12 protein-coding genes are annotated in these 13951 nt (G+C 33.3%); 6 read left to right on the forward strand and 6 right to left on the reverse strand.

Annotated features, from left to right (window positions below; translation table 11 throughout):
• Positions 1–110: 110 nt before the first annotated feature.
• A complete protein-coding gene (locus AAGU22_RS01185; RefSeq protein ID WP_458720426.1) occupies positions 111–911 on the reverse strand; it encodes an alpha/beta fold hydrolase in 801 nt (266 codons plus the stop codon).
• A gap of 236 nt (positions 912–1147) precedes the next feature.
• On the opposite strand from AAGU22_RS01185, the gene AAGU22_RS01190 reads away from it, so the two are divergent.
• The 3 genes from AAGU22_RS01190 to AAGU22_RS01200 all read left to right on the forward strand — a co-directional run bounded on the left by AAGU22_RS01190 (position 1148) and on the right by AAGU22_RS01200 (position 2988).
• Positions 1148–1825 carry a DUF1264 domain-containing protein gene (locus tag AAGU22_RS01190; protein WP_458720427.1) on the forward strand — a complete coding sequence of 226 codons (678 nt, stop codon included), beginning with the start codon at positions 1148–1150 and terminating at the stop codon, positions 1823–1825.
• Positions 1826–2091: 266 nt separating this feature from the next.
• A complete protein-coding gene (locus AAGU22_RS01195) occupies positions 2092–2589 on the forward strand; it encodes a hypothetical protein (protein ID WP_458720428.1) in 498 nt (165 codons plus the stop codon).
• Between the two features lie 117 nt (positions 2590–2706).
• Positions 2707–2988, forward strand: a complete 282-nt coding sequence (locus AAGU22_RS01200; RefSeq protein ID WP_458720429.1) for a hypothetical protein — start codon at positions 2707–2709, stop codon at positions 2986–2988.
• Positions 2989–3113: 125 nt separating this feature from the next.
• Here AAGU22_RS01200 and AAGU22_RS01205 read toward each other — a convergent pair whose 3' ends face one another.
• From AAGU22_RS01205 to AAGU22_RS01220, 4 genes are all read right to left on the reverse strand, one after another.
• Positions 3114–3623, reverse strand: coding sequence for a hypothetical protein (locus AAGU22_RS01205; RefSeq protein ID WP_458720430.1), 510 nt, complete (start codon positions 3621–3623; stop codon positions 3114–3116).
• A 93-nt stretch (positions 3624–3716) separates the two neighbouring features.
• Positions 3717–4706 (reverse strand): hypothetical protein, encoded by a 990-nt coding sequence (locus AAGU22_RS01210; protein WP_458720431.1) that lies wholly within the window; start codon positions 4704–4706, stop codon positions 3717–3719.
• A gap of 210 nt (positions 4707–4916) precedes the next feature.
• On the reverse strand, positions 4917–7478 hold the full coding sequence (locus AAGU22_RS01215) for a GMC oxidoreductase (RefSeq protein ID WP_458720432.1): 2562 nt from the start codon (positions 7476–7478) through the stop codon (positions 4917–4919).
• A 288-nt stretch (positions 7479–7766) separates the two neighbouring features.
• Positions 7767–8204: a hypothetical protein gene (locus AAGU22_RS01220; RefSeq protein ID WP_458720433.1), complete on the reverse strand. Its 438-nt coding sequence runs from the start codon at positions 8202–8204 to the stop codon at positions 7767–7769.
• 857 nt (positions 8205–9061) lie between these two features.
• On the opposite strand from AAGU22_RS01220, the gene AAGU22_RS01225 reads away from it, so the two are divergent.
• The 3 genes from AAGU22_RS01225 to AAGU22_RS01235 all read left to right on the forward strand — a co-directional run bounded on the left by AAGU22_RS01225 (position 9062) and on the right by AAGU22_RS01235 (position 12085).
• Entirely contained in the window at positions 9062–10012 is a 951-nt protein-coding gene (locus AAGU22_RS01225; protein WP_458720434.1) for a 6-bladed beta-propeller, read from the forward strand.
• 81 nt (positions 10013–10093) lie between these two features.
• A complete protein-coding gene (locus tag AAGU22_RS01230) occupies positions 10094–10846 on the forward strand; it encodes a hypothetical protein (protein WP_458720435.1) in 753 nt (250 codons plus the stop codon).
• 780 nt (positions 10847–11626) lie between these two features.
• Positions 11627–12085: a hypothetical protein gene (locus tag AAGU22_RS01235; RefSeq protein WP_458720436.1), complete on the forward strand. Its 459-nt coding sequence runs from the start codon at positions 11627–11629 to the stop codon at positions 12083–12085.
• Positions 12086–12223: 138 nt separating this feature from the next.
• Here AAGU22_RS01235 and AAGU22_RS01240 read toward each other — a convergent pair whose 3' ends face one another.
• A complete protein-coding gene (locus tag AAGU22_RS01240; RefSeq protein ID WP_458720437.1) occupies positions 12224–12928 on the reverse strand; it encodes a VIT1/CCC1 transporter family protein in 705 nt (234 codons plus the stop codon).
• Between the last annotated feature and the right edge of the window lie 1023 nt (positions 12929–13951).

The raw sequence follows: 13951 nt of genomic DNA on the forward strand, positions 1-13951 counted from the left end.
ACTCTTCTGCTGTCAGTCTGATAAGAATATCTAATTAAAATAATGATATCTTAGTGTTATGCAGGATCCGCCAATATTAGTAAGGTGTTGGTTAACCTTGTATTAATATGTCACTTGTTTCCCATGAGCACATCTTTTGCTAACCCGTACTCGTATTCACTTAATAAATTAGAGTGACAACTTTTACTATGTCCAAGGCTGTCTGAATACTCTAATGATTCTACACTGGATATGGGAACCATGCCATCATTAGGTTTTGGAAGATTATCGTATCCTCCTTGCTGGATAGGCGAAAATAGTGATAGATCGCAGTTTCCCATATCAGGATTCCAATCACCTGCAATAGTGTAATATTTGGTATTTGGATTCTCCTTTACTTTGGTATCTGCAGCTCCGGGCCTTAAATCGTATACCGCGGGTGTACATACTTCATTATTTACTGCTAATGGAGAGCCTGCATTAGGAGTTCCTATCATTATTAAATTTGCAACATCCTGAGTGCTATTTCCCAAATACATCCTTGCATCTAAACCGCCTTTGCTATGACCAACTATATTCACTTTATTTTGACCAGTTTTGTCTGTTACATCAGCGATTTGACTCGATAATTCTTTTGCATGTTCAGCAGCTGAACCACATTTGTCATCGGATTGCTTAAAAGTTATTGGGAAAACTGGAATATTGTCTTTTTTCAACAAATCTTCCCACTTTTTCCATGTGGATGCATCGGATAAATAACCATGTATCAAGAGAACAGGTAATGGTTTAGTTGCATTACTATTTGCAGGAGTAGTGGTAGCTGAGACTTGAACATAAATTTGTTGAAGTGATATAAAACAAACAAACATGCCCAAGGCAACTAAACTAAAAGAAGCCAATACTATAATTTTTTCATAGTTTTTACTTTTCAAATCAGTAACAATGGTATATAATACCTTAAATAGCCACAGTAAAAACCCAGGTTGCAAGAGCTAAAATTTGTAGTAATAACTAATATACATGATTCCTTTCTTATCAGGATATTTTGGTAACATTAACAGCTGGTCTATATATTAGATTATTATATTGAAGTTGATTCTTTTCACCTTATCTATTTAATCTATATTAATTACCATAAATTGAATGAATCATTCTAAATTGTGGCCTAATGCATCAATCAAAAAATAAAATAATGTCGATTACATTATCAATACTTTTATTCAGTGGGATCTATGTTGTCGCTTTATCAATAGAAGAGTACAATACTGTTCAAGCACAAGGACAATCTCACAATACTACTAATACTGCTACTCCTATGAATGCTAATCAAGCTAATGCTACTTCTGCTAATGTTACAAAACCAGTTGATGGTTATGGCGGTGCACCAACAGGTCCGTTAAATGCGGTTCGACACGTATTTGATGATCCGACTCTTAGAGTATATCATTTTTGTAAACCTAATGACAAAATAATGATGGTATGTCAATTATATGATAGCAGTTCTCCGAATGCAACGTTGATAGGAGTAGAATATATGATTGACTCTAAAACATATCAAGCATTACCAGATAGAGAAAAACCAAACTGGCATTATCATAAGGAAGAATTCTCTCCAGACAGAGCAAATCCAAAATTCCCATTGCTAAATGATCAGCAACAAAAGGAATGGTTGGTGAAATTATCAGAGTCATATGGAAAGGTCATACTGAATTGGAATCCTATGGATATATTGCCTGCATTCCCGCCTCAAATACAACAAGTACAACATCCTTTTATGTTGAATCAAACAGTCAACAATAATACTGAGGAATATGTTGGTAGCTTTAATCAAACATTAGACTACTGACCTTAGCAAGGATTAAGGATTTAATCAGCCGAAGTAACAAACCTAATAAATTTTATTCTGAAGTTGGGATGCCATACATATAAGCCATCTAATCAAATCATCCTGACCCATGTAGTAGCCCGTTCAGTCATAATTTAGAATCAATAATCATTTTGTTTACTACGAAATGTAAACGCAAAAAGTAAAATAAATAATAGAAAAATACGTTTAACAAGCTGTATATTCATTAGTTGAGTTATTTAAATTTTTATACCTATGTTATTTCAGTGTCAAACAAAAAAGAAAGTATAGAAAATCTACAAAAGAAATTAGGTGAAGTTCTAGGTTTAGAACGAGCAGCTCAAAAAGCAGTGGATGAATTAATATTAATGAAGCTGTTAAAATCTGATTCCAAAACTGAAGCAAAAGAGATTCAAGGAGAGGCAAGTACACATGAGGAAAAGATTCAAGAAGTTGTTAGTATTTTTTCTGAAGATAAAAATGTGCATTTAGATGTTAACAAAGTAGAGGAAAGTGCCAAAGAAACAGAGGAGAAAGCAACTAAAATTATGAAAACATATCTTGGTGAAAAGCCAGATACATCAGAAGCATTAGAATTCTTATGTTTAGCAGAAGGTGGTGAGGTCGCTCATTATGAAGTATTACAAGCTATCTGTGGAAACTTTGATAATAAAAAGGCGTTATCAACAGTCAAATCTATCCTAAAAGAAGAACAAAGACATCTTACTCAATGTATCGATATGGCAAAATCGGCAGTTTCATAAGGAAATAATCACCTAGGTCATCATTTTAAAAAATGGTCTCTTATATTTGATATAAAGTGAATCGGTCTTTACTTTGAAGTCAGTGGAACAATTAAACAAAGAAGGATGGGTAGAAATATGCGATTAAAAATTCATAGATTTGATCCTAGACCTAATGAGCAAAGTCCATTTACCCTTCTCTTTACCAAGGGAACTAAGGTTATTAGTTACAATTTCAGCATTAATCAACATGATACATTAGTTTGCATTGAAGATGATTCTATAAGTGAAAAAGAAAAAAGAACTTTTCAATGGATTAGGGATGGCGATATAATAGAGAATCTAGAGGATTATAAATATCTCGGAACAAGTAATGGTTATCGATATTTATTCGAAATTACAGGAAAAGGAGTAGACTAATTATCAAAGTAAGCGCCCTTCCCTTTCTTTAATAAAGATCCATTGTTTTTGTTTAAAGAATAGCAGTAACAGCAGGGCAATAACGCCCATAGTTGAAATCACTACTAACAAGGCCAATCGATTTTTTAGAAAAGTGAATTAAAAAAGTCAGTAAATGGATTTAATAAATTTTCAGTTTCCGATGAGGGTGTGGGATGAGGTATCGCCAAATCAAATGAACTTACGGTAAAAGGTGTAATATTCTTATATAACTGCAAAATTATTCTATGTTCGCCATCATCTGGAAAAATATAATCAACTGAAAAGTGACCTCCAGATATAGGAATTAGTTTATTTTCAAATTTATACAATCGTCCATCATGATCTGTTAGAGTAACCTTTGTGTTCAGGTTATTAATTAGTGTAGAATCATTAAGGTTTCTTACCTCAAAGGAAAGTCTTGTGACTTGATCTATTATCGGCACTTGCGGTTCAAGTCTTAGACTTATGTTCAAATTATCTTGTTCGCTTATCCAGGAATTATTCTTGATAACTGACATATTTGCAATTGAAGAAAAAGCTTGACAAGGATGAATAAATAACACAATGATAAAGAGTATAGATAAAATCTTTATAAAGTCAGACGGTGCACTCACAGGTGAAGTTAGACTCAAAATTTACAAAAGTATTATGATTTATCTCACTAATAAAACATTTATTTTATTAACAGCCTATATTGGTAAATTATTTTAGGTAGTTTCATCCATATGGCGAATGTATTTAGAACTGAAGTCTTTTCTACCTTTGCCAGGCTTGAATAATCGATTTATTAACTTTGCAGGATCAGACCACATTAATCCAACTTCGTCACTATTTCGAATATTTAATTTTAGTTCCTTCCATAACCATGGTGGATTTGCGGCGCCTCCATGAAATTGTCCATTTTCTTGAAATGTTGAGTTAGGTCTATGATGCCACCATTTCCAAAATCCCTCTTCTGGATCCAGAATGTCAACTAATTCATAGTGAAAGGTAGGACTATATGCAGTGCCCCTTCCTTTAAAAATAGATTTGAGATCATAGTATTTTGGTTTATCACCTGGAGCATAAACAACTACATCTGGATAGATACTTAGTAAGGAACGAAGCCAATTTAAGATTTTGGTAAAAGGATTTATCTTGGTGCCTAGAGCATTTAGACCATGTTTTCCTACTTCTTGTTGGATTAGAGGTCTTATGAAATCTATACTTACGTCAACCTCGAGATTATAATCCTCAGGGAATTCTTTACCGGACGCTTGCTTGATGCTATTCTCATAAGCATATAGCCAGAAATCGTGATGTGCTACTGTTATCATTCCCAAAAGCACTTCATTAAGATCCATTTTCTCGAGGATCAGAAGACAGCCCTCCATGTCGTTTGGATGAGTATCATCATCTGCATGATAAAAAGCATAAAGAATAAAATAATGGGTTTCTGTTTCTGCAACTGAATAATAAACTACTGGTAAAAGAAATTCCAGGTCAATCTTTCGTAATCTTTCCCGAATGTTTTTAGTATCCCAACATAATTCCAGATTGTCCTTTTTTTGCTTATAGAAGTTCAATGTAATCGGAACAAGAAGATCTTTTTTTGTTTGATAATAGTTATTTGCTGAATAAAGTCTGATATGTTGATAGTTTATAGGAGCCCATTTAAAGGCCAAGTTTTTGTAAAATTCGTTGTTGTGTTTGATCATTGGTAATGTTGAGGATGCTAAGGTATAACGACTAGAGAATGTTTAATCATATTTTTTTGTCATTAGGGTTTAGGATTTGTATTTTCATTTTTTTCATTTGTATTTTCTATTGCATAGGCTGCTGCTGCTGAACTATGTTATTCTTTCACAAAAAGAAGAAGATGAGATTGTTAACAGATAGGATGTAGGATGTAAAGCCATATGCATTCATTATCTTGGAAAATATGTAATATTTGGTCCCACTGTAACAGGCTCTACGGGGAGATACTTTTGCTGTCCTCCTACTAGGTCTTCTGCGATTCTAAATGCCAGAGCAGAAATTGTTAATGACGAGTTGACTCCCAAAGAAGTAGGAACGATAGCACCGTCTACAACACGTAAGTCATCGTAGATGTCTGTCAAGTTTGCCCCATCACCTTTGAATACTTTACCAAAATCGTCTACTACGCCTTCATCCCTATCATTACCCATAGAACAGCCACCAAGATTGTGTAATACTATTGTGCTATTTCCTGGAATATCTGCTGAATCCCAAAGAGGAGTTGAGAAACTTGAAACTCCATCCTTTCCAATAGTTTTTGCAATTCTTTCCATCTGATGAATCATTTTTGAGAAAAGAGGAGACAACTTGCTCAAGTCAAAATCCACGTCTAACACATCTAAAGCAGTCATGTCCCTGTTTGGATCATTTTTCCATGTGTCTTTGAGTTTTATAGTGCCATCTGATGAATCTGTCCCCATTCCTGAAAGGAGCAATACATTATCGAGATCATTTTCTGAGAACTGCAAAGGTATATTTCCTGCTACAATAGGAATCGGAGGAGGATTTTGAGAAATCATTGCCAAGACAGATTGAACCGAACCTGTTCCTGCAAATGTAAGCAACTTTCTAAATAAAGTTCCATTTGAAAGTAATTTTGATATTCCAGAAAACATTTTTGGTATACTGCTATCTTCTATAGTGTAAATGAAATTGGATCCTTCCTTAAACTTTATTGCAGAAGTAACTATAGGACCCCTTGTAGCATAGACATTTGTCTTTGTAGGATTTATTACTCCTAATAGATCTCCGTTAGTAGAATATCTATTTCCTAACTTCGTGCTAACTTTAAGTTTTAATCCTATAGTCCTAGCAGTATTAACTGATTTTAGTAGAATCTCTGTGCTTCCAATTGCTCCTGCTGCAAGAACCAGTTTTTTGCATTCGATCGTTCTCCTAGTTCCACCTTCAACGAAACTAAACATTTTTACATCTAAATTGTAGGTATCTGGACCTTGTGGCCAACTAAAGTTGTCTTGTTTCCACTGCCTTGATCCAAAATCGATGTAATGTATCTTGTATTTATGTGAAGATGCATTAGGTAACGGCTCGATATCAAATACCTCACAAAGGGGATAAACAAGAAGATGTTTCTTTTTGCTTTGGTTGTTCAAATAATCAAAGATTTTCTTGTTATTTGTATGACGAGCACCTGGGATACACCCTAAAGCACACCTGCCTTGACGCTCACAAATATTTGGCTCATCCATATATTTTCTAAGTAACAGAGATGCTTTTTCCTGTAAATTCGAGTTAGACTGCATGGAATTTTTTACAAAATCAAAAAGATTGTCAGGAATAGGAGCAGGAGATGGAGGCACTCCATAATTAGAGTTTCTTTTGTTAAAGAGGGTTCGTTCATCCTTTCTAAATGGAAAATCTGATATAGATAGGTCAACTGCAAAAATGTCTTCTATGTATGGATGTTGATTTGGATCCTTATCGGGGCTTGCAGGATCAAAGCCAGGTGTCGTCTTGTTTGTTATTATTCCTGAACCTAATGCGTCTTCTTCTTCTTTGATTTTTCTTGCGGCATCCTGAAAAGCCTTTGTTTTAGGAAGTTTGACTGTACCCAATGCTGTGTTAGTTGAAATTCTATTGACACCAATAAAACCACGTGCCATGTCAAAATAGGTCTTTAAGTTAGCATAATTAATTCCCAAATTCAATTGGGAATCCCATGAATCTATCACATTTTCATTAGGTTCTTCAGTAACATTTGTATAAACTAGGGAGCCCCCTCCAACTCCGCTGGCAGCAAGCGTGTGAACCTTTTTTGAAATTCGATAATCGTAGAGGCCTCGTCTATCGATAATCCTCGATGTGTTAAGAAATTGATTCATTCCATTAAGGTTATCGGGATGTGCCCATGTTCTGTGAGGAATATCGTTTGTATCAAGGTATTCTCGTATTCCCTCATCAGGTGTAGCAGGTGGTTTCTTTTCAAATTCATGAGAACTGGGGCTCAGGGGCAATTCATGGCTGACCCACCATTGTCCGCGTTCAAGGATTACTAGTTTACGCTTGTCTGCGTCAGGCTTTAGTTTATCCTCATCAGTAAACTGATTAACCAAAGATAATGATACAATGGTTCCACCAAATCCTGAACCGATAACAACTACTTCGGTTTGACTAAGTTGGTTTGGATTTGTATAGGGAGAGAAGGGGCTGCTAAACTGAGGTGTTTCATGAATCTGCGTTCCATTATTATCAAAGACCTTCATGTAAACATTGGGTTCGGCATTTGAAGTTTCCCAGAACTCTGTGGGTTTTCTGAAATCTTCTTTTCTAAAAGTAATTTTAAAAGTTCCATCATCTAGTGTTACTGCCTCACCAATGGGATCGTCTCCTAATATGTCAAATGGTGGATCCTTATCATATGCCTTTATAGTATAATATGATAAAGGGTTTCCACTACTGTTAGTTAATTTTCCTTTTAGTTCATATGACATATTCTATAATGCTATGGCAAGAATAAAAGTATTGCTTTTAATTAGCAATATCATACAAAAGCAATAATATCAGATTAATGCTTCACATTCAAACATGATTTTTAAATTCAAATAAATTTTTATTTTAAAAGAATATTTTGTTCGGATAATAATAAGACTTTGACAAAAGGCCCGGTGAGCTTCGAATCCATGAGGTACATGGGATCTGTTACTTCCATTTAAATTTGATCTTTGAACGTCTTTACTAAAAATGGATATGGGTTACCGAATCTAGAGTTAAATAAAAAATTAGGATGTTAATGATTCTTCTGCTTCATCTAGTACTTCGTTTGTTGCATTGACGGTTTGTTTGATTTCTTCTATTGATGCATTACTATCTATCTGTGAAGCTAGTTTTTCTCTCAAAAGTCCCTCTCCTTCTTCTGATAATTCTTCACCAATTGGTTCCTCTATATATTCAAAATTATCTAGATAAGCGGCTGTTGCTAGTTCTTTAGCCTTTATAGTATCGTTTGCTGAATATGCATCTATCGTTTGATTGAGTAATGATCTAATATTCGAGATATAGTCTTGAGTACTATTTTCATTATTTGTTGATGTCGTATTTGCAGAAGTATTGTTTACTTGTGCAAATGATGCTGTAAATGTAGTATTATATATTAATGAAGATATTGAAGCCACAACAAGAATCAAAATTATTTTTCTTTGTAGAATGTCCGTAAACACATTGGAAGCTTCTAGAAATTACATATATAATCCATTAGTAGATTCTCTTGGCGGAGAATATACGCAGATTTGGTCTGGGACATCAAAACTATTGTAATACAACGATATAGATACTATCAAATCTGAAAATCTGGATCAAAAATAAATAGGGTTTTCTCCATATAATATTTGCACTGACTCCTAGAATGGCGTAATTCACAATCTCAGGAAGCCTGTCCGCAACCTTAAGAAAGGAAAGTATCAAAGGCTACAATCATGTGATAAGTATCTTAATAAAATACGAACAGTACAAATTGGGCTTCATTTACCACCCGACTATCAGGATGATGATAAAACTGATATTGTCTTTCAGTTTTATACAAAAGCATGAGAAAGTTCCCAATGCGAACTTCTAATTGATGCCTTTATTGCAATTCCTTATTCAAATCCTCAATGGTCTAAAATATTATTATGATTATCATGTCTATAACATGACGGGAATAATTAACATTACGACTGTAGTTTGTAGCAAAAGGTCTAGATGTCAATAAACATCTACTCGTCTCTAAACCCTATATGAAAATAATATAGAACTAAACTCAAACCACACTCTAGGTTGTATTATGAATCAAATAGCCAGTCTAAATTATCACTAATCACGAAAAGTGAATCTCTATTCATAAGTCAATTGACCTTGTTAATTTTTGGTGAATTTAATATACCATGTTAATTTTTATAAACCATAATTGTTACCTTCTATGCTGAAATAATGCCTATAGTAATTATGTAAGAATATATCAATGCGTTATTAAGCATATTTCAAGAAATTACTTTTTTGTATTATTAAGATATATTAATGATGAATGTAAAGTAAGCCAATGTTAAAAAAGCAATTTTTGATAGTCACTTCTATTCTATTGGCTTCATTTTCAATTTTTCCTGTTATAGACGTGTTCGCTCAGAATCAGAGTATGAATTTCGTGTATTATACTAGTTGGGGCTCTGAAGGTGAAGGTGATGGTCAATTTAGTGGTCACAATGATGTTGACTATTTTAATGGAAAGGTATTCGTTCCGGACTATGAGAACCATAGAATCCAAATATTTGATCCTGAAGGCAATTTTATTGCTAAGTTTGGAGAGGGTGGAGAAGGTGATGGTCAATTCCACAAAACATCCGCCTTGTCAATGGATTCTGAAGGTAATATTTACGTAGCAGATCAATTCAATTATAGAATCCAAAAGTTTGATAATAACGGTACATTCTTAGCAAAATGGGGCTCTGAAGGTGCTGGTGACGGTCAATTTTTGCATCCACATGTTCCTGCAAATGATGCACAAGGCCAGTTGTTTGTAACAGACAGAGACCATCCAAGTGTCCAAGTATTTTCAACAGATGGTGAATTTCTAAATAGATGGGGCTCTGAGGGTGAAGGCAATAGTCAGCTTTCAAATCCTGAAAGCTCAATTGTTGACTCCAGCGGTAATGTGTATATAGCTGATTATGGAAATGATCGTATACAAAAGTTCAGTAACGATGGAACTTATCTTTCTCAGTGGGGCACAAAAGGTGTAGCCGATGGTCAATTCCAAGGACCATCTGGTCTCTCAATTGATAACAATGATAATATTTACGTTACTGATAAGAACAATAATAGGGTTCAGGTCTTTACAACCGACGGACAATTTTTGACGAAATTTGGTTCAACGGGCTCTGGAGATGGACAATTGATTGATCCTGAGGGAGTTGGAGTCGACAAAGAATCCGGAGATGTATATGTAGCAGACACGGGCAATTTCCGCATAGTCGTATTCAAGCCCACTGGATAATTTTAATATCTATATTTTTTACAAAAATTCCAAATAACAACATTGGCTATCTACAATATCCGATTAAAAGGTGTTCAGTAAATGAAAAACCATTTACTTTATTCTTGCCTCTTAGTTATTACTCTGCTGTTTGCCAATGTGGTTGGGACTACGGTGACAGCTCATAACTTTAGTACAGATGACAATTCTACCTTCCTTACTCTTATAAACATGATATTAATCGAAAACCGACTCATAAACAATAGCATTATGGACCGTTCAGCTAATGCGTCATTGCATTCTAACTATGTTAAGAATATTAACGAGATAATTGATGATATTCTTGTAAGCGAAGACTCTTTGCTTATTGATAGTGATCAGTTCTATAACAATACTATGATTGCAACAATGATGGCTAATTTGGGAGATGAAGTTTTGAGAAAATATGGCTATGCATATGGTGTCCCTTCAAATATTATGCTTTATATGAATTTTTCAGCCATCTATAATTTCGAAAAAAACATTGGCAAAGAATTGAATCCAAATAACCATTCTAGTCATGATACCTTTGATGTAGGTAATGTAGATAATTATTCTGCTAATCTTAAAGACAAATCCCAGTATTATGATGCATTGGAAACCTCCAAAAGGATGATAGAAATTTATGAAAATGACTTGGACTCAGGAGATACATCCATGCCAACTAATAGCTCTTTATCCCTTTTAAAAAAGTCATTGAATGAGCTTAATGAAAACATACACAATTATAGCAACCCTTCAAAGATTATGGAAATTGTTCATGGCAAAGTGCATCCGAATTTGCAATTAGCATTCAATCTCACATTGAAACGATAACAGTAGTCAATCGTTTGTTTGTGAGGACGGAGATCTTAAATGCACAAATATGGCGATCCTCAAAACAGTATCGTATTTCAATCTTGGATTTTCCCTCGCATTTATCAGTATTTACTGAAACTTTCTCTATAAATATGAATCAAAAACTAAAAATGATTAATTGTGATGTATGGGAACGTACAATACATTATGAATTCTATGGATCCGAATCCATATGTTACATGGGAAATGTTGATTAAATGAATATTTATTTTAAAGAAACCAAATTGGACGGGTTATTTAGAACTATAATATTACAACGTGCCTCGGTGGTTTCCGCTGTATTTTTACCACTAAAAAAGGACTCAATTACTATTTGTAAAGAATTAATTAAACCTTTGCAAACGGTATGACACTTACACTAGAATGCAATGAATATGGTTTGTCATTTAGAATTAGTCTTAAAAAAAATAAAAACTAGTATTTGAAAATAAAAGTTTGCACTGAATTAGGTTCTACTAGTATGTTATTCAATACTTTGTAAGTGCCCTCAGGAAAATCAATCACTATCACATATTTTCCTGGTTTCAAATCTTGAAATACAAACTTTCCTTCTGATGTTATATCTACACTTGTTGTTTTAGAAAGACCACCTTGTCCTGCAGCAAGGACTTAGATTTTTAATATCTTGTATTATTTTAAATAATATACCAGATGTTAGCAGCATGTGAATAAATACAGAACATGAAGAAATGAATTTTTTATAGTTTTATTACTGTATATCATAAAATACCAGTATAAATGAATTACAAAATCGATTTTAATGAACCAATTCCTCAAATGATTAATAGACTAAAACAAGAACACGTAGAATTTGGATTAGCTCTAAACAAAATAACAAAATATAATGACGAATTTAAGATCAACGAGGCAATAGAATCTATACATGATATGAGTGAATCAATAATCAAACATGCGGTTGAAGAAGAAGCAAGGATACTGCGTGTTATAATGCATAACGCAAAAGAAGAATCTACAGATTCTATTAAAATAATACAGGAACATAATGGGGTTGTAGATTTTCTAAAACATAAAATACCAAATATAGAGAATCATATTTACCAACAAAATGAACAGGATCAACAGTATCAACAAGCTGTTCAAAAAGAAATTAATGAATTTGTCGTAAATTTGAGGAACCATTTTTCCGAGGAGGAACAGATTGTTTTTCCTCTAGCGCTAAAAGCAAATTTGAGATAAACAAAAAAGTACAAAAGAAAATGAGGTAAGGTGAATGAAAAAAAAGCTAGATTTCAATGGGCCCGGTCTAATTCATCCTACTAACGATATAATTTAGAGGTTCAATTTTATTATTATATAAAGACAAGTATTTTTTTATTATTTTACGTATGCACCTAACAGACTTCCAACTAAAAAAGCTACTACAGCGGCAATTCCTCCCATCATTAACGTATTTAAGCCAGATCTTACAGGCGATTTGTCAACAACTTTACCCTTTACTAGTCCAATTGAAAAAAAAGCAATAGCAGTAAATACAATCGAATAGAAAAAAACATTGTCTATAGTATATATCGAATCCGACAAATCAAAATATATAAAATACACAAAAATAAACGGAACTAAGGGAACTAAACCAATTAAATAAAAAGCAAAAAAAGTTGTAATTGCTTTGTATATCGGATTTTCATTATTATTGTCTATTGGTCCTATTTTCTCTTCCATCATAGTATCAACCCAAACCTTTCTTTTTGAAACTATGACTTTAGTAATATTTTCAAGCAATTCATCTTTAAATCCCTTTTCCGAATAGATATCTTTAATTTCTTGTATTTTCTGAGCAGGGTTATTTTCGATCTCCCATTCTTCTCTTTTTCTTTCTCTTTGAATAGATTCAATTCTTGATTTTGACGATAGGAAATTTCCTATGGCCATTGCAAAACCATCTGCAAATAGATTTGCAAATCCTAATATCAAGACTATAGAAGGCGAAAGTGAGGCTCCCACTACTCCTGCTACAATTGCAAAAGTTGTAACAGCACCATCAGTTGCACCATATACAAAATCCTCAATGGACCATTTCAATAACAGAAATATATCAGTGTACTATATTATACACTATGATTTGTAAATATGGGGATACAAATGAAAAATTAACATGGCAAGTAGTCCATTGATAAGATTTCCTATTATAATTCCGACTTGAGAAAATAAAAATAAATTGGTTCATTTACCTAATATAAAAAAACTAGATTCTGCATAACCAAATTCTATCATCTAAAAAATGAAAGAGAAAAATAAAGATATAGATAAATAGACAGGTTCTTATTTTAACGATTGGGTTATAGAGGTGTCTAAATTCACACCAGATGATTTTCATTTATTGGCAGTTAATGCTGGGATTATAGGATCAATTTTCATCTTTTTTGCTATTGCAGTACAGCTCCCCCTACAACTATTTTTGATATAGATTCAGAAAAATGCTCTTTTGGATTCCATCTTACTAGTGAGCAGGCTCAAATTTCTGTTGTAATTTCTGTTGGGATTCTGATAATACCCTTTTCAATTTCCTCGATTCTTATTATTTCTCATATCAGAATTGCAAGTTTGTTTACAAACATTGGCTTTGCATTAATTATTACAACGGCGATTTTGATTATAAGTTCGCTTTCCTGCCTAATACCTTCGACTTTCTTTAATGTTTTGATGGTTTTCCCCGATGCAATATCGATATTAGTTGTAATTCTGTTATTTTATTTTAGGCGAAGAAAACCTACCTCTAGTTCCTAGAAAATATTTTCTATTTTCGTTTTCTAAAAACTAATGCAATTTATATATCCTCGTAGAACAAAGAGCCGCTATCAGATTCTAACCTTAATGATAATCATCTTTTGATTATGAATTCCTACATTATCTTCTATCATAAAATGTATACTGCCACTATTTTGTTTTCCTTAATGAATTAAATATTAGAGAACACTTCATCTCTAATTGTGTGTTACTTCGTTACTAAAATAGATGGAATGTCAGTAGTTCTAGTAATAATATCATTCTATGAATGCTCCTCCTTGATATAGATAATAACTTATCTATAATTTTATGTTATAT

The sequence above is a fragment of the Candidatus Nitrosocosmicus sp. R genome, assembly GCF_054408505.1.

What these genes read in the sequence shown, in the direction of transcription:
- AAGU22_RS01200 (WP_458720429.1), top strand. Translation starts at nt 2,707, where the DNA reads ATGCGATTAAAAATTCATAGATTTGATCCTAGACCTAATGAGCAAAGT.
- AAGU22_RS01230 (WP_458720435.1), top strand. Translation starts at nt 10,094, where the DNA reads ATGAAAAACCATTTACTTTATTCTTGCCTCTTAGTTATTACTCTGCTG.
- AAGU22_RS01235 (WP_458720436.1), top strand. Translation starts at nt 11,627, where the DNA reads ATGAATTACAAAATCGATTTTAATGAACCAATTCCTCAAATGATTAAT.
- AAGU22_RS01215 (WP_458720432.1), bottom strand. Translation starts at nt 7,478, where the DNA reads ATGTCATATGAACTAAAAGGAAAATTAACTAACAGTAGTGGAAACCCT.
- AAGU22_RS01190 (WP_458720427.1), top strand. Translation starts at nt 1,148, where the DNA reads ATGCATCAATCAAAAAATAAAATAATGTCGATTACATTATCAATACTT.
- AAGU22_RS01225 (WP_458720434.1), top strand. Translation starts at nt 9,062, where the DNA reads ATGTTAAAAAAGCAATTTTTGATAGTCACTTCTATTCTATTGGCTTCA.
- AAGU22_RS01210 (WP_458720431.1), bottom strand. Translation starts at nt 4,706, where the DNA reads ATGATCAAACACAACAACGAATTTTACAAAAACTTGGCCTTTAAATGG.